This is a genomic window from Paraburkholderia sp. Clong3 (assembly GCF_050436485.1).
Lineage (GTDB): Bacteria > Pseudomonadota > Gammaproteobacteria > Burkholderiales > Burkholderiaceae > Paraburkholderia > Paraburkholderia tuberum.
On sequence record NZ_JBNDMH010000002.1, the window covers coordinates 479,278 to 500,702 of the forward strand.

The 21,425-nt window shown below is 62.9% G+C and carries 15 protein-coding genes, 1 tRNA gene and 1 pseudogene; 7 read left to right on the forward strand and 10 right to left on the reverse strand.

Annotation, left to right across the window (positions count from 1 at the left end; genetic code table 11):
• Nucleotides 1-83 precede the first annotated feature (83 nt).
• Genes OKW30_RS06490 through OKW30_RS06500 form a run of 3 tightly spaced genes read left to right on the forward strand, consistent with a single transcriptional unit; the run spans nt 84 to nt 4,358 of the window.
• On the forward strand, nt 84-605 hold the full coding sequence (locus OKW30_RS06490; protein ID WP_429346294.1) for a GNAT family N-acetyltransferase: 522 nt from the start codon (nt 84-86) through the stop codon (nt 603-605).
• Nucleotides 602-1,165: a GNAT family N-acetyltransferase gene (locus OKW30_RS06495; protein WP_429346295.1), complete on the forward strand. Its 564-nt coding sequence runs from the start codon at nt 602-604 to the stop codon at nt 1,163-1,165. The genes OKW30_RS06490 and OKW30_RS06495 overlap by 4 nt, the downstream gene beginning before the upstream one ends.
• Nucleotides 1,166-1,172: 7 nt before the next feature.
• The gene (locus tag OKW30_RS06500; RefSeq protein ID WP_429346296.1) at nt 1,173-4,358 is read left to right on the forward strand and encodes a multidrug efflux RND transporter permease subunit; all 3,186 of its coding nucleotides are present in this window, start codon (nt 1,173-1,175) and stop codon (nt 4,356-4,358) included.
• A 5-nt stretch (nt 4,359-4,363) separates the two neighbouring features.
• On the opposite strand, the gene OKW30_RS06505 is transcribed toward OKW30_RS06500, so the two are convergent.
• Complete coding sequence (locus OKW30_RS06505) at nt 4,364-4,609, reverse strand: GNAT family N-acetyltransferase (RefSeq protein ID WP_429347732.1); 246 nt, start codon at nt 4,607-4,609, stop codon at nt 4,364-4,366.
• Nucleotides 4,610-5,388: 779 nt separating this feature from the next.
• Between OKW30_RS06505 and OKW30_RS06510 the strand changes: the two genes are divergently transcribed.
• A tRNA-Met gene (locus OKW30_RS06510) sits at nt 5,389-5,465 on the forward strand.
• Between the two features lie 104 nt (nt 5,466-5,569).
• On the opposite strand, the gene OKW30_RS06515 is transcribed toward OKW30_RS06510, so the two are convergent.
• The 4 genes and pseudogenes from OKW30_RS06515 to OKW30_RS06530 form a co-directional block, all read right to left on the reverse strand.
• A complete protein-coding gene (locus OKW30_RS06515; protein ID WP_184067499.1) occupies nt 5,570-6,481 on the reverse strand; it encodes a hypothetical protein in 912 nt (303 codons plus the stop codon).
• Between the two features lie 480 nt (nt 6,482-6,961).
• Nucleotides 6,962-7,276 carry a DUF3761 domain-containing protein gene (locus OKW30_RS06520; RefSeq protein ID WP_184068046.1) on the reverse strand — a complete coding sequence of 105 codons (315 nt, stop codon included), beginning with the start codon at nt 7,274-7,276 and terminating at the stop codon, nt 6,962-6,964.
• A gap of 116 nt (nt 7,277-7,392) precedes the next feature.
• Complete coding sequence (locus OKW30_RS06525; protein WP_311539830.1) at nt 7,393-9,078, reverse strand: DUF4041 domain-containing protein; 1,686 nt, start codon at nt 9,076-9,078, stop codon at nt 7,393-7,395.
• A 226-nt stretch (nt 9,079-9,304) separates the two neighbouring features.
• A pseudogene (locus OKW30_RS06530) lies at nt 9,305-10,552 on the reverse strand (type VI secretion system Vgr family protein); the annotation flags it as partial.
• Between the two features lie 173 nt (nt 10,553-10,725).
• Here OKW30_RS06530 and OKW30_RS06535 point away from each other — a divergent pair.
• Together OKW30_RS06535 and OKW30_RS06540 are read left to right on the forward strand one after the other, a co-directional pair.
• On the forward strand, nt 10,726-11,565 hold the full coding sequence (locus OKW30_RS06535; protein WP_429346297.1) for an RNase A-like domain-containing protein: 840 nt from the start codon (nt 10,726-10,728) through the stop codon (nt 11,563-11,565).
• A 7-nt stretch (nt 11,566-11,572) separates the two neighbouring features.
• A complete protein-coding gene (locus OKW30_RS06540; protein WP_184067505.1) occupies nt 11,573-11,863 on the forward strand; it encodes a contact-dependent growth inhibition system immunity protein in 291 nt (96 codons plus the stop codon).
• 161 nt (nt 11,864-12,024) lie between these two features.
• Here the strand turns inward: OKW30_RS06540 and OKW30_RS06545 are convergent, their stop codons facing one another.
• On the reverse strand, nt 12,025-12,723 hold the full coding sequence (locus OKW30_RS06545; RefSeq protein WP_429346298.1) for an aspartate/glutamate racemase family protein: 699 nt from the start codon (nt 12,721-12,723) through the stop codon (nt 12,025-12,027).
• Nucleotides 12,724-12,886: 163 nt separating this feature from the next.
• Here OKW30_RS06545 and OKW30_RS06550 point away from each other — a divergent pair, with 163 nt between their 5' ends.
• A complete protein-coding gene (locus OKW30_RS06550; protein WP_429346299.1) occupies nt 12,887-14,188 on the forward strand; it encodes an amidohydrolase family protein in 1,302 nt (433 codons plus the stop codon).
• Nucleotides 14,189-14,318: 130 nt separating this feature from the next.
• Here the strand turns inward: OKW30_RS06550 and OKW30_RS06555 are convergent, their stop codons facing one another.
• The 4 genes from OKW30_RS06555 to fixL all read right to left on the reverse strand — a co-directional run bounded on the left by OKW30_RS06555 (nt 14,319) and on the right by fixL (nt 21,208).
• Nucleotides 14,319-16,424, reverse strand: coding sequence for a M3 family metallopeptidase (locus tag OKW30_RS06555; protein WP_184057356.1), 2,106 nt, complete (start codon nt 16,422-16,424; stop codon nt 14,319-14,321).
• Nucleotides 16,425-16,750: 326 nt separating this feature from the next.
• A complete protein-coding gene (gene folD, locus OKW30_RS06560; RefSeq protein WP_090800818.1) occupies nt 16,751-17,614 on the reverse strand; it encodes a bifunctional methylenetetrahydrofolate dehydrogenase/methenyltetrahydrofolate cyclohydrolase FolD in 864 nt (287 codons plus the stop codon).
• Between the two features lie 436 nt (nt 17,615-18,050).
• Nucleotides 18,051-18,695 (reverse strand): oxygen response regulator transcription factor FixJ, encoded by a 645-nt coding sequence (gene fixJ, locus OKW30_RS06565; protein ID WP_062129599.1) that lies wholly within the window; start codon nt 18,693-18,695, stop codon nt 18,051-18,053.
• Entirely contained in the window at nt 18,692-21,208 is a 2,517-nt protein-coding gene (gene fixL, locus OKW30_RS06570) for a PAS domain-containing sensor histidine kinase (RefSeq protein WP_221309019.1), read from the reverse strand. The genes fixJ and fixL overlap by 4 nt, the downstream gene beginning before the upstream one ends.
• Between the last annotated feature and the right edge of the window lie 217 nt (nt 21,209-21,425).

Below are 21,425 nucleotides of genomic sequence, written 5' to 3' on the forward strand. Positions count from 1 at the left end.
ATGACAGATTGAAGGCCATAACAATGACAGAACCAAAGACAATATTTGAGAGCACGACACGGTTCGGGGCCGAACCGGTCGAGATGAGCATCAGGCCGCTGGATCCGGACGACGCCGCGCAATTCCACGCGCTGCGTTCATGCCCCGGTGTGATGCGCCAGAACCCGATGCGTCCGTATCCGACCTTGCAGCAGACTCAAGGCTGGCTCGCGAAGCTCGCGGCGCCGTCGATGGCGATTGCAGCGCTGGTGGGCGATACGCTGGTCGGCGCGGCCGATCTGCATCCGGGCGCGCTGCGTCGCGCGCATAGCGGCTGGCTGGGTATCAGCGTGCACGACGACTGGCAGGGCAAGGGCGTCGGCACGCGGCTGATGGCCGAACTGATCGATGCCGCCGACAACTGGTACGGGCTGCGCCGTCTCGAGCTGAACGTGTTCGCCGACAACCATCGCGCGATTGCGCTGTATCGCAAGTTCGGTTTTTCGCACGAAGCGACCCTTCGCGGCGCCGTGCTGCGCGACGGCATGCTGATCGACTCGGTGTTCATGGGCCGCTTACGCGCGCCGATGGGTCATCTGCAAGCGGAAATCGAGGCGGCCGTATGAACGTCTCGTTGAAACCCGACACGGCGCATGTGATTATCCGCGCCCGCGAAGTGTCCGACCTCGACGCGATCACTTCGTTGATGAACTGCCCCGGCGCGCGGCATGGCACGTTGCAGACGCCGTATCGCTCGAACGCGACGGTCGGGAGCTGGCTCGAAAAAATGCCCGCGAACACGCTCGGACTGTGCGCGGAGGTGGGCGGTCGCGTGGTCGGGATGATCGACGTGTTGCCGCGCATGCACCGGATGGCGCATTGCGCGGGAATCGGTCTCTGCGTGCATGACGATTACGTCGGGCGCGGCATCGGCACGGCGCTGCTCGCGGCGGCCGTCGAGTGCGCGGATACGCTGCTCGGCCTGCGTCGGCTGGAGTTGACCGTGTTCGTCGACAACCACCGCGCGATCGCTCTGTACCGGCGCTTCGGTTTCGTCGAGGAAGGACGCTCGCCAGCGTTCGCGATGCGCGACGGCAAGCTGGTCGATGCATTCCATATGGCCCGTTTCGCCGATGCGCCGGTGTTCGCTTCGCCGGTCGCGCCCGCACCGAACCCACACGCGTGAGCATGCCTTGGCCGCCTTTTTTATCGACCGACCGGTGTTTGCGTGGATTCTGGCGCTTGCGGTAATCATCGCGGGCGCGCTCGCGTTGACGCAACTGCCGGTCGCGCAATATCCACGACTCGCGCCGCCGCGTATCGTGATCGACGCTGTCTATCCGGGCGCATCGACAGAAGCCGTGGATGCGAACGTTGGCAGCATCATCGAAGAAAGTCTCGACGGTGCCGACGGGATGCTTTACTACGAAACCGCCAGCGACGGCCTCGGCAACCTTGAAATCGCGGCGACCTTCGCGCCCGGCACCAACCCCGATATCGCGATGATGGACGTGCAGAACCGGCTCAAGCAGGTCGAGCCGCGTTTGCCGCAACAGGTGGTGCAGCAGGGTATCAGCGTTTTCAAGGCCGCCAACACGTTCCTGATGCTGGTCGCGCTGACATCCACCGATGGCACGCGCGATTCCGCGCAACTGAGCGACATCCTCAGCCGCGACATCATGCGCGAACTGAAGCGCGCGCCGGGCGTCGGTTCCGCGCAACTGTGGGACGCCGACGAAGCGTTGCGCGTCTGGCTCGATCCGATGAAGCTGCGCGAATTCGGCCTCGCCGCGTCCGACGTCAACGCCGCGATTGCCGCGCAAAACGCGAGCGTCGCGGCAGGCACACTCGGCGACGCGCCGTTGGTGGACGGCCAGCAGCTGAGCGCGTCGGTGAACGTCAAAGGGCAGTTGCTGTCGCCGGAGGAATTCGGCCAGATCGTGCTGAAAGCGCACCCCGACGGCTCGGCCGTGCGGCTTGCCGACGTCGCGCGGGTCGAGATCGGCCGCGACAACTATACGTTCTGGTCGCGCCTGAACGGCAAGCCGTCGGCGACGGTCGGGATTCAACTCGGGCCGCGCGGCAACGCGCTCGAAACATCGGACGCGATTCGGGCGCGGCTCGCGGAACTGGCGAGCCGTTTGCCGCCGGGCGTCGCGGTTCAGGTGCCGTTCGATAGCGCGCGCTTCGTCAACGTTGCGATTCGCGAAGTGCTGATCACGCTGGCCGAGGCGATCTTGCTGGTGTTTCTCGTGATGTGGCTGTTCCTGCGCGATCTGCACTACGCGCTGGTGCCGACAGTGGTGATTCCGGTCACGCTGATGGGTGCGTTTGTCACGATGTACGCATTCGGCTTGTCGATCAACGTGTTCACGATGTTCGGCCTCGTGCTGGCGATCGGCATTCTGGTCGACGACGCGATCGTGGTGGTCGAGAGCGTGCATCGCGTGATGGACGAAGAGGGCATGGCGCCGCGCGACGCGACATTGAAAGCGATGAAACAGATCGGCGGTGCGATCGTCGGCGTGACGGCGGTGCTGACCGCCGTGTTCGTGCCGATGGCGTTCTTTCCTGGCGGCGTCGGTGGGATTTACCGGCAATTCGCGGTCGCGATGATTGCGTCGATGCTGGTGTCGTCTTTCATGGCGCTTTCGTTGACGCCCGCGTTGTGCGCGAACCTGCTGAGCGCGCCTGCGCAATCGGTCCGTCAGCGTGACGCGCGACGCGGTTTGCGTGGCGTTGCCGCGCGCCTCTCGACGCGTTTCGAACAGGGCTTTGATCGCGCGTCGCGCGCCTACCGGGCCATGACGGCCGCCGCGATGCGCAGGGTCGGGCCGCTGCTCGCGGTGTATGCCGTCTTGCTGCTGCTGTGCGGCGCGTTGTACTGGCGGATGCCGGGCGGCTTCCTGCCCGTCGAAGACCAGGGCCAGCTGCAGGTGATGATCCAGTTGCCGGCTGGCGCGACGCAGGCGCGCACGCTCGCCGTCGTCGAAAAGACCGAGTCGATTTTGCGCATGCAAACGGCGGTGGCGAACGTGACAAGCGTGATCGGCTGGAGTTTCGAGGGCAACGGACAGAACGTAGCGATGTCATTCGTCACGCTGAAAGACTGGGGCCAGCGCGGCGTTGATGCGATGACGCTGCGCGACACGTTGAACCGGTCGTTCAGCCGGATTCTCGACGGCAACGTGCAGGCGCAATTGCCGCCGTCGGTGCCGGGCGTCGGGCATTCGGACGGCTTCACGTTCCGGCTCGAAGATCGCGGCGGCTTGGGCCGCGACGCGTTGAAGGCCGCCCGCGACCAGCTTGCCGAGCGCGCGAAGGCCGATCCGTCGCTGGCGTCGATTCATTTCGAGGATCTGCCCGACGCGCCGCGTATCGAACTCGACGTGGACCGCGCGAAGGCGTACGCGCTCGGCCTATCGTTCGACCGGATTGCGGACGTGCTCGGCAGCACCTTTGGCTCGTACTACGTCGACGATTTTCCGGCGGGTGGCCGGATGCGCCGCGTCCTGGTGGCGGGCGATGCGTCGACGCGGATGACGGAAACCGATCTGCTGGCGTTGTCGGTGCCGAACCAGTCGGGCGCGATGGTGCCGCTGTCGTCGGTTGCGACGCGCCGCTGGACCATCGGGCCAGTCGCATTGACGCGCTACAACGGCTATCCGTCGCTCGATCTGAACGGCCGTGCGGCGAGCGGTGTCAGTTCGGGGGCGGCGATGGAGGCGATGGAGCGGCTCGCGGCGAGCTTGCCTGCGGGCATCGCGTTCGACTGGGTCGATGCGGCGCGCGAAGAACGCGCGGCGGCGCGGCTGACGCCGTTGCTGCTCGGACTGTCGCTGCTGGCGGTGTTCATGGCGCTGGCCGCGCTATACGAAAGCTGGACGATTCCGCTCGCGGTGTTGATGGTCGTACCGCTTGGCGTAGTCGGCGCCATTGCGGCGATGCTGATGCGCGGCATGCCGAACGACGTCTACTTCAAGGTTGGGATGATCACAGTGATCGGCTTGTCCGCGAAAAACGCGATTCTGATCGTGCAATTCGCGCGCGACCTGAGCCTACGCGGCGTGCCGCTGACGCGCGCGGTGATACGCGCGGCGGGCGCGCGATTTCGCCCGATCGTGATGACGTCGTCGGCGTTCCTGCTGGGCGTCGTGCCGCTGGTGCTGGCGAGCGGCGGCGGTGCGGAAAGCCGCCGGTCGATCGGTACGGGCGTGTTCGGCGGCGTCGTGACGGCGACCTTGCTCGGGCTGGTGTTTGCGCCGGTCGCGTTTCAGGCGGTGGCGGTGGTCGCGCAGCAAGGGCCGCGCGGCGCGCTGCGGCGCTTGCATGGCTATCGGCGTCAGTCGCGCGAGTTGATTCGCGATGTCAGCACATGATCGGCTCACGCGCCGTCGATCTTCAGAGACGCACGCGCGAGGCCTTCGTTTTCAAAGCCGAGCCGCTCGAGGAGTCGCGCGCTGCGCAGATTGTCGGGCCGGTAATTCGCCATTACGTGACGCAGTTGCAGCGTGCTAAAGACGTGGTCGATTGCGTTGCTCAACCCTTCGCGCGCGAAGCCGCGACCTTCGAAGCGCCGCGATACCGGGAACCTGAGATGAGACGCCTGGAAGGATGCAAGACCAAAGATAGAAGTGTCATGGCGGTCTCACTGATGTGGCCACTATCGGCAGGGCGGTTATAGCCGATGTTACTTCAGGCCCACAGCTTCCTCCAGGCATAGCCGGTTGCAAAGCTCGCCAATCGTTTTTATGTCTTTAAATTTGCCGTCCGCAAATCCGGTGAGCGGCGTTGACCGTGGTCGCGCAAATAAAGCAACAGCCGCCGCAGGAAGATGCGTTCGTCCGAGCAGGAAAGCCGCACACCGCGCGCAGCAAGATGAACCGTCTTGATTGAAAGAAATGGTGTATCGCGTGAACGGGTATCCCCGCTTACGCAAATAAATGATCGATTGGAAGCACGAAGGGACGACTCATGGCGCAATACGCATGAGCATGAGCGACCGTGCTCCCGGCAAAAGAATTTAAATGCCGTGTTGATTCCTCGTGCACGGGTGCCGATGCCTGCGCAACTTGAGCAAAGAGGTTCACGGGCAGCGCACCAAGAATTGCATCGGGTGGGTACGTCATATCAAGTTCCGCTCAAAGATGAAGATAGCTTCTTGCGTTGTTGCGTTCGCGCGGGCGAGGCTCGATGAATGAAGTCCCGGCCAGTTGCTCCGATTCGCGGTAGTCCCGCATCTTATCGCGTGCGCGAGCGGGGAGTGTGCAACTTGCCGTTGCGATGTTTCGTAGCGCGTGCGACGCATCGCGCCGCGCGAATGTGCCGCTTGCTCGATCGCACTCGATATGTATTTCGCGCCAACATTTGACGTTGTGTCAGCGATCCGATATACTCTTTTTTCTCTGACGCGGGGTGGAGCAGTCTGGCAGCTCGTCGGGCTCATAACCCGAAGGTCGTAGGTTCAAATCCTACCCCCGCAACCAATGAAATCAAAGGGTTACAGCGCGCTGGCGTGTAACCCTTTTTTGCATTTCTGGCGTCGTGTAACCTAGGTGTAACCGGTTCAAGGCCGGTGTATTCCGGCCACTCACCAGGTACCCCAAACATTCTCACCGTCGAACAAGCCGAATTGACCGTCGGCGTGCCGTTTTTCAAAGCGCTTCTTACGTCCCTGTGGCGTCTCGCGAATCTCACCACTTCCTTCAATTTTGTCGAGCACCGTGGTGACGCGGTGGCCCGTTACCTTAGCGTTGCCAAACTCGTCGAGTTTGCGCTCGCTTTCAAGCACACACCGGATCGAATCCCCGTGCTGAAAACTGACACGGTTATGCAAGACCTCTTCCTTGTACGCCTTGTCGTCCATGGTGAATGAAATGGCTTGGTCATTCCAACGCCCTTTCCACTGGATATCGCCGTGAGTTATGACCGGTGCCACAATCTCTATGATCGCCTCGTTGACCTCAGGCGCCAGCTTGTCGCTTTGCAGCACAAAGTTCGAAAAATCCGCCCGCTGAACAACCTGCTCTTCTGGCGCCGGTTCGTCCTGAGGTAACCACCGGAAGCCAACAGCAGTAACGGAGTTGTAGGAAAGGAGTTGCCTATAGAAATTGGAACGTCGGCGGTTGAGCTTCGCGTCCATTTGCAGGCTCAGACGGCTGAGCTTGTCCGCTCCGAATGTACTCGGCGACAGCAACTGTTCGGGCTGAGCCAGTTTAATGTAGATTGACGACGATTTGGATTTCTTGGCTGTTGCGTCGGGCGGCAACGGACGACTGGTTGTTGGAGTGCCCGTATTCAACTCACGCTGGAGCTTCTGAACCTCCAGTTCGGATCGCCGGTTTTCCGTTTTCAAGTGCTCGATGTTCAGGCGATTGATCTCCAACTGCTGCCTCTCCAATTCCTCGTTCGGCTTTGCCGGGGCAAGCCAAATCTGCACGGCTAGAGAGAGAAGTGTGCCCAGAATGGGTACCGTGAGAGTCCTATTGTCCTTGCGGACCACGACCCTCCATATGTCACGAAACCCGCCCTCCGTAGGGACGCTTGCCTCAAATCTAAGCTCTGCTCCCAAACATTGGGCAATGTAGGACACGGCGGCCAAAAACTCCGCTTCGCAGCGATTTCGGACGAACGCGTCCATGCAATACGAGTTATGCTTTAAGTAGTAGTGCGTTTCAATGCGCGCGACATTCTCCACCTTCGTTTCTCCTTATTCTTGGCTGGGCAATAGTTTAGCAAGCTGAAGGAACGTGCATTTTCACTTGAACACCGGATAAATCCTCGTCGCACATCGTGCTCGCACCTATACATTTATGACTAGAACTGGCCCGATCACCTGAAAGCCGAGCGTCACGCCCGGCACGGGGAAACCGGCCGGTGCATAGACCGGGGTACCGGCGAGTACGTCATAGCTGTACGCACCGAAGCGGGACGGCACCGAGCCCTTCAGGCCGATAGCTGCGCCCGCGAGCTGAGTGCCAAACTATTCCCATTCGGCGACACCACCGTGCCGCGAGCAGGTACCCGAACGATGCTGGCTGAAGCTGTAGCTTCCGTCACCGCAATGGGCCGTAGCGCCCGGAGGAACAGCGCCATCTTTCGTTCTTGAGGGAGCGTGCACATTATGGCCATCGTGGTTCATGTAGTGACCGTGGCGCGTCAGGTCGGCCTCGTCTGGCTGGGTCCAGTCGTCTGCCGTCGAGTTGCGAGCATAAACCGGCGTCACCGCCAATGCGGCTATCGCAAGAGCGAGTGCTGTAGCCAATTTTGCTTTGGATATCTGAAAAGTGATTTTCATGAAAATTGGAAACGTGATCGGAAACATCAACTGAATCGGTGTCAAACGCATTATTTTGATTCGTGTTCCCGCTCTAGCCGCAATAATCCCTCGCCCGAAGTTGTGAAACGGTTCGCTTACCGTGATGCGGATTCAAGCTCACTCTCCTCGTCGCCCTCCAAGCCTGCCTCGTAAGCATTCTGTTGACTGAACCACCTGTCTCGCCGCTCCGGGTCTGCCTCAATCTGGCGCGCAATCGAAAGACTTTCGCGATACTCCGTAGCAGCGGCGGTCATTGTCCACGACACATTCAGTCCCATGTCTTCTACCGTCGCACGCAAATCCGCAAGCCCGACGCGGAAAAATTCCTTGCGCGGATTCACCTTGTTGACCTGCGCCTCGAAGAACTTGCGATGCAGCGTCCGTTCGAGGTCAGGAGCATTCTCGGACCAGATCATGGCGTGCACATCGAACGAGAATGGCACGCTCGCGTCACCAAGCTCCCGGACGCGATCCATAGGTTCAAGACGGCGGGTCAGGCCAACCTTGTAAACGTGATCGCCAAACGAGCCGATGTTTGAAATGATGTAGACGTGCCCAGCCTTCGTCTGCTGCGCCATCGAAAGCGCACGCTGATTCTTTTCCTCCGCCTGGCGCAGCTTTTCTTCAAGCTCTGCAAGCTGAGCTTCGAACTGCGCCTTTTGCTCTTCCGTTGCGCGCGCAATCTGGCCGTGCGCCTTTTCCATCGCGCGTCGAATCAGGTCCTCCTCCCTCGCAGCCTCACGCATCGCGCGTTCGTACTCCCTACGAGCTTTCTCCTCCTCACGCATCTGCTCGCGAATCTGCCGTTGCTCTTCCTTTTCTCGCTCGCGAAGTTCGTGTGTGCGCACCGCCCAGACCAGTTCCTCGATGCGCGCGCCAATGTACTCCTTCAGAATTCGCGCGCTCCGGAACGCCGCCCCATTGTGGTTCACCAGTGCGGCGGCATCCTTGATTTCCTGTTGCAACGTGCCGAAGTTGTCTACCTTGGCACGAGAAAGGATGGAGTCCACCTTACCGTTGAAAGCGTCGACAACAAACCTGATAGCGGTGTCACGGCGGATTTTTTCGACGTAGTTGCACTCAGCCGCGCGGTTCTGCGTTGCCATCAATTTCGAATAGTCGCGTGCGACCTTGAGCTGTTTTCCTGCTTCCGTATGCGAGTAGGTCTCCGCGAGGTCGTCCAGCAAACTGTGGCTGGGGATCATGTAGGAGTCCCCATAGCCATCGATAACGTTTTTCATTGCGGCAACAGTCGCCGTCAGGCTGTCGGCGTCCTGTAGCGCGCGCAGGGCATCGCCGCCAATTTCCTCCGCTCTTTTGCTGGCATCCTCGATAACCTTTGCTGCTTGCATGCTGGCGCGAGAAATCATCTGCTCCGCCTCGCCACGCTTCTGTCTGGCCGCAGCGTTCGCCTCTGCCATCAGTCGCGTGACCTCTTCCTCTGTGGCCGCGAGCGATGCGGTTGATTTGCTCTTGGCGAAGTTCAGGATTTGTGCCGCTTCGGCTCTGATGCGATCGGCCTCGACCGAGGTGTCGCGTATGCTGACAAACTGGGAAAGGGAGTCCCTGTCGGCCGTTGTTGCTGCCAGTTGCTCCCTCAAGGCAGCTATTGCATGCGCATTAGTAGCGTCGTTTTCCTCTTTCACCGTTCGCAACACTTCGAAGCGCGCGCTTAGGTCAGTGGACTCCTTCCTGCTTGCCGACAACGCCTTGGAGGCAACAGAGTACCGCCACAGCAGCACCGCGACGAGGATGACGAGAATAGTTATAGTCAAGACCACGGGTCCTCTCAAAGTCCTATGAACAATGCCCAGATTGCGTTAGTCACTCTTACTACTTGCTCGCGTTCCGAGCCGCCCCTACGTCTGCTCGCCGCAGGCGACAAGGCTCCACGTCGCATTGGTACGGTGCACGCGCATGCCGAGCAATGCGTCGAGGAACGGAATGGGTCGGGGATCGTTCATGACAAGCTGCGGCATGGCTTCGCCCTTCCTGACGTGTCGTGTTTGCGAGACGCAGAGGCACGCTCTCGCCACCCTTGGGCCAGGTGCCGAAGTCGGCATCAAGCCGAACCACGTAGTAGCCCGCCGCGTTCAGGTAGCCATAGGTGTATTTGTCCGGGCTGCAAATTCGGGCAGAGAGCGCGCCGGAAATGCGAGCCCACTTTTCCGGCTCGAACTGGAGCCGGAAACGCCGGTCAGCGGGAATCGCCTTGAAGCTGTTCGAATAGGACGCATCGCGTGCGCCGCTGTGCGTGAGCTCGACAATGACCTGGCCTTTGGGCGCGTCGGGCAGCACGATATCGGTCTCCAGCACGCTCGCGCACTGCAACGCCAGCACGTTACTCTCGCTTTCGTACACGACCTGCCGCGCAATCGCCGCTTCGTGGCGGAGCTGCACCTCCCACTTCGCACCCGCTTGGTCAAGGTGATTCGTGCCGTAGAGATAAGGCTGGCCGTAGGTGGTCGGGTCCTGAGGCGCGACATTCGCCGTGTCGCGGAAACGTTCCCAGGCGCTCTCAGGGTTATAGTCCGCGACCGTGAACGACTGCGGCACCGTCACGGTATGGGTCCTGATAGTCGTGACGGCTTCCACACCGTCCGCTTCGAGTCCCGCCGCCTCGCGGTACGGCACGATCCGTTGCGGCTCGTCGTAAAGGTAGTGATCCAAGTCATCGGCAAAGACCGTCATGTCGCCATGTTCCGTTTCCACGATGTAGCTGTAGATGCCCGCCTTCTGCATCAGCATCTGGACATAGGCCAGATCGTTCGTCTGGTACTGGAAGCGCCACAGGTGAACCGGATACTGGCGGCGCAGGCGCAACGCCACCAGGTGATCCGGGATACCGTGCCGGCGCAGGATGGCCTGGATGATCTGCGGTGTCGTGAGGTGCTGGTAAGGCTGCGTGGTCGTGACGGCCTCAAGCCGTCCGAAGTACGACTTCAGGAGAACTTCGTACTTCGTGAAATCCTTCGTGGTCTGGACCGTCGAGAAGCGCGCGATGAACCCGGAAAACTTGCGCATGGCCCCATCGTCGGCCACGATGGAAAACGCCGCGTCGCGGTTCAGGTAGTCCGCGCGCGCAAGCTGCTGAGGGTGGGTCAGCGTAATGCGCACCTCGGTCGGCGCACCCATCCTTTCGGTGGCCTCGAACGACACGACCGACAGGGCCGGCGCGCTGTCCGTGCCGGGTACGTCGAGGTGATACGCCTGCCGCCCTGGTATGGCGTGCAGTGCGGCTTGCAGGTCCGCCATCGGCTGGCCTCCTTGCTGGTTGTCGGGGAGACGCGGCCCGGTACATCGGGACTGCAATAGTGGTGAAAGGCCGCGATGCGGGACTCATTTCGCCCCTGAACGCTTTTACCCTGCGAGCCGTCCCGATTCAATCCGGCAAACTCTGAAAAACTGTCATTTATTGTCAAGGCGCAATGCTTCTTCCACCGGCTCAGGAAAGTAGTGGGAGCGTACGACTGAGCGCCCCGCAACTGTCGGCCGTACTGGCTCGCCAGTCGATTAGCCCCACCGAAATGCTTTCCAACCGTCTGTGGGGCGGTTTGCAGGTTGTCGGCGGGGTGCTTGAAATGGCCGGAGCGGCAGCGCTGTGCGTGTTGCCCGAACCGACGATGGCAAGCAAGGCCGGGTGTGTAGTGTTCGGGGCGCATGGTTCGGACACGGCCGCGGCGGGCCTGCGTCAGGTCTGGATAGGGCGCGATACCGCCAGCCTGACTCAGCATGGCACGACAAAGCTGGCAGAGGCGATGCGGGTCAGCCCTGACCTGGCAGGCCAGATCGGCCTGTCTATCGAGATGGCCGTGCCGTTCGGCTTTGCTGGCTCGATCAAGGCAGCACGTGCGGCCAGCGTTACGATGGGCCGGATCCATCTGCAAATGCACGAGGCGAAAGCGCTCAATCCAAGGCTCGGAGGGCACACGCTCCAGAAGCATGTTGGTAAGAACGAAGCATGGCTCAGGGAGCGGCTGAAACGCGAGTCCGGGCGAGACATCGTGTCGTCATTCACAAATCTCGAGCAGGCCGAACGTGCCATTTCTGAAGCAGTGGATGCCAATGCCGGAAGAATCAGGACGTGGGCGCAGTCTTCGACTCGAAGCGCGACGATCATGGTAACCAAAGTCGTCTCAGGCGACATTGGATATGGAGTGACGCGGGAAACAGGCACACTCACGCGCATAAACCAGGTGTTCGTCGTCCTGAAATACGAAACCTATAACGGCATGCCATATTACGTCCTTACCGCCTACCCTGAATGAGAAATCAATGAGTTACTCCGAGCGCTATCCAGCAATGGAGCATATTTTTAATGTGTATTTCGGCCAGGACTTCGACCTGTTCGGGGAGAACGTGCAAGAAATTGTCGCGTGTTACAAGAAAGACAGCCCTTACGATTATGAAAATTTGATTCGCGAAATTGACTCGTTCAGGAGCGAACATCCGAGTGACCTGGACGCCACTTTCAAACAGGTGTTCAGGAGGGGGTTTCGTCCCGAAGGCTGGGGCTACACAACCGCCTCTTTTCTCGACGAGATCCAGCGCGTTCTGAGCGAATAATCGGCTTGTTGCCAGTTGCGGACAGTTCGGTGCGGTCCGACGTCTATGCACGGGACGTTCTCAGTGTCGATCTATCGCTTTCGACTCGCGCCTTCTCTCACCGCCAAAGGGAGGCGAATCTGTTTTCCTTCCGGCGCAAAACCAGAGCCCCGCGCCCATTTTCACTCCGCCCCGATCGCCCACTCCACCGCCGCCTGCGCATGCAACGCAGTGGTATCGAACACCGGCAGCACCGAATCTTCGGGCTTGATCAGCAGCGTGATCTCGGTGCAGCCGAGTATCACCGCCTGCGCGCCACGCGCGGCCAGATGCTCGATCACGCGTCGATAAACCTTGCGCGACGCGTCGGCCACGTTACCGTGGCATAGCTCGTCGTAAATGATGCGGTGCACGTCCGCGCGTTCGTCCTCATCAGGCACGAGCGTGTCGAGTCCATAGCGCTCGCGCAGCCGGCCCATATAGAACGTCTGCTCCATCGTGTAGCGCGTGCCGAGCAGGCCCACCCGCTCGACGCCCGCCGCGCGCAGCGCCGCGCCGGTCGGATCGGCGATGTGCAGGAACGGCACCGTGATCGCCTGCTCGATCGATTCGCACACGCGATGCATCGTGTTCGTCGCAAGAATCACGAGATCGGCGCCGCCGCGTTCGAGCTGGCGCGCGGCGTCGGCCATCTGTTCGCCGAGCGCGTGCCAGTCGCCGGCGCGCTGGTTCGCCTCGATCGACGCGAAATCGACGGTCAGCAGAAGACTGCGCGCGTTGTGATGGCCGCCGAGCCGCGCCTTCGCGTGGCGGTTCAGCAGCCGGTAATACTCGGTGGACGACTCCCAGCTCATTCCGCCGATCACGCCGATCGTTTTCATCTGTACGCTCCGTCAATGCATGGCCGAAACGGCGAGTATAGGCGCGTCGCATCGCGCGCAGCCGGTACGGATTTCGGCCTGCGCGCCGGTACGCATCGGTGCCCGCATTTTTCTGGCGCCGATAGAATCGTAGCGAGTCCGAACGCGATCAACCGGAGCGAACATGGATCTGATCATCCGCCACGCGACGCTGCCGCGCAGTGCCGCCCAGCTGTCCCCGCATCACCAGTCCCCAATCGACATCGGCATCGACGCGGGCCGTATCGTCGCCATCGAGCCGAACCTGGCAGCGAGCGCGCGCGACGAAATCGACGCGGCCGGTTCGCTCGTCACGCCGCCGTTCGTCGACCCGCATTTCCATATGGACGCGACGCTGTCGTACGGTTTGCCGCGCGTGAACGCGTCGGGCACGCTGCTCGAAGGCATCGCGCTATGGGGCGAGCTGAAGCCCGAGCTCACGCAGCAAGCGTTGATCGAACGCGCGATGCAGTATTGCGATTGGGCGGTCGCGCGCGGCCTGCTCGCGATCCGCAGCCACGTCGACGTGTGCGATCCGCGTCTGCTCGCGGTCGAGGCATTGCTCGAAGTGAAGCGCCGCGTCGCGCCGTATCTCGATCTGCAATTGGTTGCCTTCCCGCAAGACGGTCTGCTGCGCAGCGCCGGCGCGTTCGATAATCTGAAGCGCGCGATCGACATGGGCGTCGACGTGGTCGGCGGCATTCCGCATTTCGAGCGGACGATGGCCGACGGCGCGCAGTCGGTGCGCATGCTGTGCGAGTACGCGGCCGAAAAGGGTTTGCGCGTCGATATGCATTGCGACGAATCGGACGATCCGCTATCGCGCCACATCGAAACGCTCGCGGCCGAAACGCACCGGCTCGGCCTGCACGGACGTGTCGCCGGTTCGCACCTGACGTCGATGCATTCGATGGACAACTACTACGTGAGCAAGCTGTTGCCGTTGATTCGCGAGTCGGGCGTCGCGGCGATCGCGAATCCGCTGATCAACATCACGCTGCAAGGCCGCAGCGACACGTACCCGAAACGGCGCGGCATGACGCGGGTACCGGAGATGCTGGCCGCGGGCATCACGGTCGCGTTCGGCCACGACTGCGTGATGGACCCGTGGTACAGCCTCGGTTCGGCCGACATGCTCGAAGTCGCGCAGATGGGCCTGCATGTTGCGCAGATGACCAGCGTCGACGGCATGCACGCCTGTTTCGACGCGGTGACCGTGAACGCGGCGCGCATTCTCGGTCTGGAAGACTATGGCATCGCGCCCGGATGCGCGGCCAATCTCGTCGTGCTCGATGCGCGCGACGAGATCGAGGCGATCCGTCTGCGCGCCGCGCGGCTCGTGGTGGTGAGCCGGGGCAGGGTGGTCGGCCGCGCGCCGGCCGCGAGCGTGTCGTTATCGCTCGAAGGGCGGCCTGAGCAGGTCGATTTCAAGCTGCATCGCGCGTAGCGACATATCTCGCGCATCAATGACAAACCGGCGGCCTGCGCGAGCAGACCGCCGGTTTTTCTATCGGCATCGTTCATTCAGCGCCATCGCATCCAGGCCGAACGAACGATCATCGCGACGTTTCAATCGCTCAGTGCGCGGCACCCGGCGCCATGCCGTTATGCCGTAGCAGCGCATCGATATTCGGCTCGCGGCCACGGAACGCCTTGAACGATTCCATCGCCGGACGGCTGCCGCCCACTTCGAGAATCTCGCGACGATAACGCATGCCGGTCGACTGATCGAGCACGCTGCCCGCGGCTTGCGCGGCTTCCTCGAACGCCGCGTACGCGTCGGCCGACAGCACTTCGGCCCACTTGTAGCTGTAGTAGCCGGCCGCGTAACCGCCCGCGAAAATATGGCTGAACGTATTCGGCCAGCGCGAGAACGGCGCTTGCGGCACGACGTGGAAGCGTTCGTTGATTTCGCGCGCGAGTTCGTTGGCGCTCTTCGCGCCGTTCGCGTCGAAGCCGGTATGCAGTTGCATGTCGAACATCGAGAACACGATCTGCCGCAGCGTGCCGAGGCCGCTCTGGAAGTTCTTCGCGGCGAGCATCTTGTCGAACAGCTCGCGCGGCAGCGGCTTCGCGGTATCGACGTGCGAGGTCATGTCGGACAGCACGTCCCACTCCCAGCAGAAGTTCTCCATGAACTGCGAAGGCAGCTCGACCGCATCCCATTCGACGCCGTTGATGCCCGACACGCCGAGCTCATCGACGCGCGTGAGCATGTGATGCAAGCCGTGGCCGAACTCATGGAACAGCGTGATCACTTCGTCGTGCGTGAAGCAGGCGGGCTTGCCGCCGACCGGCGCCGAGAAATTACAGGTCAGATACGCGACCGGCGTTTGCACCGCGCCATGCGCGAGCTTGTGACGACCGCGTGCGTCGTCCATCCAGGCGCCGCCGCGCTTGCCTTCGCGTGCATACAGGTCGAGATAGAACTGCGCGACGAGGCCGCCGTCCTGATTCTCGACGCGGAAGAAGCGCACGTCCGGATGCCAGACGGCCGCTTCGTCGCGGCGGATGCGCACGCCAAACAGCGTCTCGGTGACCTTGAACAGGCCCTTGAACACCGCGTCTTCCGGGAAGTACTGCTTCACTTCGTTTTCCGAGAACGAATAGCGCTTCTGGCGCAGGCGCTCGGCGGCGAACGTCATGTCCCACGGCTGCAGATCGGTCATGCCGAGTTCGCTCGCGGCAAATTCGCGCAGCTCTTTCCAGTCCTGCTCGGCATGCGGACGCGCGCGCGTCGCGAGGTCTTCGAGGAAGGCCATTACCTGCGCCGGCGATTCGGCCATCTTCGGCGCGAGCGACACTTCGGCGAAGTTGCCGTAGCCGAGCATCTGCGCTTCTTCGGCGCGCAGCTTCAGTTCGTCGGCGAGCACCTGGGTGTTGTCCCACTCGGTCTTGCCGTTGCCGTATTGCGCGCCGAGCTCGGACGCGCGCGTCACATAGGCGCGATACATCGCTTCGCGCATCGGACGGTTTTCCGAGTACTGCATGACCGGGAAATAAGACGGGAAGTGCAGCGTGAACTTGTAGCCAGTCTTGCCGTCTCGCTCGGCGGCTTCCTTCGCGGCTTCGATCACGTCTTCGGGCAGTCCCGCCAGTTGCGTTTCGTTGCCCGCATCGACGATGTACGCATACGCGTTGGTCGCATCGAGCACGTGATCCGAAAACGCCTTCGACAGCGCCGCCTGGCGCTCCTGCAATTCGGCGAAACGCGGCTTCTGGTCTTCCGGCAACTCGGCGCCCGACAGACGGAAATCACGCAGCGCGTTGCTGAGGATCTTCTTGCGTTCGCCGTTCAGCGATGCGAATTCGTCGCTGGCGTTCAGTGCCTTGTACTTCTCGTAGAGCGCGAGATTCTGGCCGACGCTCGACCAGAACTCGGTCACGCGCGGCAGGTTCTCGCCGTACACGGCGCGTAGCTCGGGCGTATCGGCGACGGCATTGAGATGACCGATCACGCTCCACGCGCGCGACAGCGGCTCGGTGGCGCGCTCGACCGGTTCGACGACGTCGGCCCACGACGCGGGCGTGGCCGGCAGCGCGGCACGCTCGACGGCGGCCGCCGCGTCGGCGAGCAGCACGTCGAGGGCGGGCGTCACGTGTTCGGGTCGGATGGAGCCAAAGCGCGGCAGATCGGAAAAATCGAGGAGCGGGTTGTCTTGATGCGTGGCGGTAGTGGACATAAGGCTTCCTGTCTGACGCGGGTGAAGGGGGCGGTGCGGCGCTCGCGCGTGCCGTCTCGTGCTGGGGTCGCTCGACGCCCGGCGCACGGCGCATGGCGGCACCGGCTACGGACATTATTGGGGCGCGGGGCGCCGATTCCAATCCATCGGCTGACAAATTAACAGATGTTGCGGCGCGCTGGGCGCGCGTTGGGGCAGGGCGTGGGCCGCGGGATCCGGCGACGCGGTAAGGAGGCGGGGGTTCTGTGAGAGAGAAGGGCGGGTGATGACCCGGTGGACGAGACGGATGAGTCGCCTCACTCCGCCTCGCGCTCACCGCCCGGCGGTTACGCCTTGGCCGCGTCCGCCTCGCGCTCGGCCGCTTCGATCGTGTTGACGAGCAGCATCGTGATCGTCATCGGGCCGACGCCGCCCGGCACCGGCGTGATATGGCCGGCCACTTCCTTGACACCCGCGAAGTCGACGTCGCCGCACAGCTTGCCGGCGTCGTCGCGATTCATGCCGACGTCGATCACGGTCGCGCCCGGCTTCACCATGTCCGCGGTCAGGATGTTGCGCAGACCGGTCGCGGCGACCACGACGTCGGCGTTGCGCGTGTGCGCGGCCAGATCGCGCGTCTTGCTGTGGCAGATCGTGACGGTCGCGCCCGCTTCGAGCAGCAGCAGCGCCATCGGCTTGCCGACGATGTTCGAGCGGCCGATCACGACCGCGTTCGCGCCCTTCAGATCGATGCCGTAGGCCGCGAACATCTTCATCACGCCGTACGGCGTGCACGGACGGAACAGCGGCTGACCCGTCATCAGCGCGCCCGCATTGGCGACGTGGAAACCGTCGACGTCCTTCTCGGGCGCGATCGCCTCGATCACCTTGTGGCTGTCGATGTGCTTCGGCAGCGGCAGCTGCACGAGAATGCCGTGGATGGCCGGATCGCGATTCAGCTCGTCGATGCGCGCGAGCAGGTCGGCTTCGGGCAGATCGGCCGGATAGCGGTCGAACGACGAACCGAGGCCGTTGTCGTGGCAGGCCTTCACCTTGTTGCGCACATACACTTCGCTGGCCGGATTGTCGCCGACCAGAATCACGGCGAGGCCCGGCTGATGGCCGCGGGCGGTCAGGGCGGCGGCGCGCGCCGCGACGTCGGCGCGCAGGGTCTTGGAGAGGGCGAGGCCGTCGATCAGTTTGGCAGTCATGGTCGGTCGAACGTTGGGTCGAGATTGGGATCGGGAATCAGGTCGGGACAGACGGTTTGGCAGGCGGGGCGAAGCGCTCGCGCGGAGGGGCGCGCGACGGCGTGCTTCGGCTGGCTGACGGAGCCCCGTCGCCCTGCGACAGGCGCGCTGCCGGTTCGGGCAAGGCGCCGCCGCGAAGTCCGACATTATACCGGCGCGGGGGCGCGCTTTCGCAGTGGATTCGGGGCGCGCGGCGCGCGTGGGAGCGTCCGGGAGGTGAGGCGGCGGTCCTGTGGCGGCCAGGAAGCGCACTGCGAGCGGCGGGGCAGGCCGCTCGCACGCCACCCGCACGCCGGACTCGGCGTCGGTCAGGCCGTCGCGAACCGGCGACGCAACCGCCACGGATGGCGGCCACGTACCAACGGCCCCTCCGGACGAAAGGCCGCCCGTGCCTCTGTTACTGCGCCGTTTGCGGCTTGTTCGACAGCGCGAGTCGCAGCAGATCGGCGACCGTGTTGACGTTCAGCTTTTCCATGATGTTCGCGCGATGCGCTTCGACCGTCTTGATGCTGATGCCGAGGTCGTCGGCGATCTGCTTGTTCAGGCGGCCCGCGATGATCCGCTCGAGCACCTGATGCTCGCGCGCGGTCAACTTGCCGAGGCGCTCGGCCGCGGCGCGCTGCTGCTGGACGCTGGTGCTTTCGCTGCGTGCCTTGTCGAGCATGCGCTCGACGAGCTTGCGCAGTTCGGCTTCGTCGAACGGCTTTTCGATGAAGTCCATCGCGCCTTTTTTCATCGTCGACACCGCCATCGGCACGTCGCCGTGGCCCGTCACGAAAATGATCGGCAGCGACGCGTTGTCGGCGATCAGGCGTTCCTGCAACTCGAGCCCGCTCATGCCGGACATCCGCACGTCGAGGATCAGACACGCGATCTGGCCCGGATGCTGATGCGGCTGCCATGCGTCGATGAACTGCTCGGCGCTCGAGAAGCACTGAACGCGGTAGCCGTTCGCCTCCAGCAGCCAGCGCAGCGAATCTCGCACGGCCTCGTCGTCGTCGACGACAAAGACGGTTTCCTGTGTGGTGACTGGGCTGTTCATAGCTCTCCCGTAACGGTTTGTGGTATCGGCGCCTCGGACCCGCCGTTGCTCGGGCCGTCAGGCTCCCCAATGGGCAGACTGCAATGGAACGTGGCGCCCGTGATGTGGCCGTCGGATTCGACGTTGTTGACCACCCACAGACGGCCGCGGTGCGATTCGATAATCGAACGGCAAATGTTCAGCCCCATGCCCATGCCATCGGACTTGGTGCTGTAAAACGGTTCGAACAGACGCTCGGCGGTCGCTTCGTCGACGCCGGGCCCCTGGTCGACGACGCTGATGCAGACGAAGCCGCTCTCCAGTCGCACGACCACGCGGATGACTGGGTCGACCGCGTTCGGGCGCGCTTCGGCCATCGCTTCGACGCCGTTCTTCAGCAGGTTCACGAGCACCTGCTCGATCAGCACCGGATCGACGTAGATCACCGGCAGCCGCGAGCGCAGATCGGTAACGATGCGAATGCGCCGCTTCCTTGCCTCGATTTCGGCGAGACCCACCGCGTCCGCGACGATATCCGCGACCCGCGTGGCCTGCCGCTTCGGCTCGCTGCGCTTCACGAACTCGCGGATACGCTTGATGATCATGCCGGCGCGCACCGCCTGCTGCGCGGTCTTTTCGAGCACCGGCAGCAGATTGTCGGGCGTCGTTCGACCGGATTTAACCAGTGCGACGGTTCCGGAGCAATAGTTATTGATGGCGGCGAGCGGCTGGTTCAGTTCGTGCGCGAGCGACGAGGCCATTTCACCCATCGTCATCAGGCGGCTCGTGAACTGCAGCTTTTCGTCCTGCTGGCGCGCGAGTTCCTGCGCGCGCTTGCGGGTCGTGATGTCGGTCGCGATCTGCATCTGCGCGAGATGGCCGTCGACCCACTGGATGTACTGGCGTCGCACCTCGAACCACTTCTGGATGCCGGGGATGTAGATTTCCTGCGCGTCGGCGGCGCTTTCGGTCAGCGCGGCGGCGGGTAGGCCGACGAAGGTGTCGACCATGTCGATCGAATCGGACGACGCCTGCGAGGCGTCGAAGCCGCCGCCCGCGAGTTCGAGGTGGCCGTCCGGGCGGATGCCGAACAGATGCCGGTAATAGCGGTTCGCGAACAGCAGCTCGGCTTCGTCGGCGGCGAGCACGGACACCGCCGCATCGAGGCTTTCGAGCACGGTCGTGAAACGTTCGTGGGCGGCGGCGAGCTCTTCGCGCGCGCGCTTCGGCTCGGTGATGTCGGTCATCGACGACATCCAGCCGGTCTGGCGGCCCGAGCTGTCGATCAGCGGCGACACGTAGAGCCGCGCGTGGAACGTCGAGCTGTCCTTGCGCCGCACGCGCAGCTCGAAGCCGGACGAGGGCGCCTTGCCGCGCAGCGTCATGTCGAGCTGACGCTGCATCTCGGGGTACGCGTCGCGCGGCCAGTAGGCGAACGGCGCGCTCTTGCCGACGAGGTCGCTTTCGTCCCAGCCGGTCATGCGGCAGAACGCCGGGTTCACGTGCGTGATGCGGCCGTGCATGTCGAGCACGCGCATGCCGATCAGCACCGAGTTTTCCATCGCGCGGCGGAAAAACGCTTCCGCGTAGAGCGCCTGCTGCGCCTCGAAGCGCTGGCGCGTGTGCTTCCACAGACTCCACAGGCTCCACAGTACGAAGCAGGAGAGGCCGGCCACCAGCCACACCAGCGTGTTGTTCGTGAAGTTGGTGATCTGCGGGAACGCGTACACGCGCACCGAAATGCCCTGGCCCGGCGGGTCGAGCGGCAGGTCGTAGAACATGTCGCGCGGCAGGCGCGGGCGGGTCGACGTGGTGGTCAACTCGCGGTTGTTCGCGTCGATGATCGAGATCTTGTATTTAGCCGACAGCTCGGGCGGGATGTCGCGCTTCAGAATGCCTTCCACCGAGAACACCGCGGCGATGGTGCCGAGGAAATCGCGGTCGCGGAAGATCGGCGTTTGCAGCGTGATGAAGCCGTTGCCGAGGTCGTCGTAGATGAGCGGCGAGTACACCTGGCGGCGCGTGTTGCGCGCCTCGGCGAAGCCGGCCTTGACAGCTTCGTCCATCTGCGCGTCGTTCGGACGCGCGAGCCGCTGGCCGAGCACCGGCGGCGCGGCGTTGGGCCAGCGCGGCTGCTGCTGGCCCGTGTACCAGTTCATGTAGAGGATCTCAGGATGCCCCTGCATGATGTCCGTGGTGCTCACCTGGAACGAATGCTCGTCGGCATGGCCGGCGGCGAGGTCGCGCGCGAGTGCCTGGATCTGCTCTTGCGCGCCCGTCATCGACAGGCGGATCTGCTGCTGCGCCCACGCGACGTTGCGGTACAGCGTGTCTTCCTGCTGTTGCTGCTCGCGCCGGTTCAGACTCCACAGAATCAGGCTCATGACGACCAGGAACACCAGGATCGACAGGAGCGGCGTCAGCAAATAGGAATTGGACCACCAGGGTCCGTGGTGCCAGCGCGAGGACGGCGACGAATCCGCCGGCGAACCCGCGGTGCGCGCCGAGCGAGAGAAGAGCCGTTCGGTCAACATGCGTGGCATTGTAGCTCAGCACGTCCCCGACAAATGGCGCAAAAAAGCACGGAAAGTGCAGTTAATCGGTGCAAACTAGCCGGCGGATCGGTCGATCGGCAGTCAAACCAGGTTGCGTTGCAGCAATTTTCCGCATTATGAGAATTGATCTCGTAATTTGAAAATTTGGTTGCGCTGACGTCGGGACCCTTATTACAATCGGCCGGAGCTGCCGCGG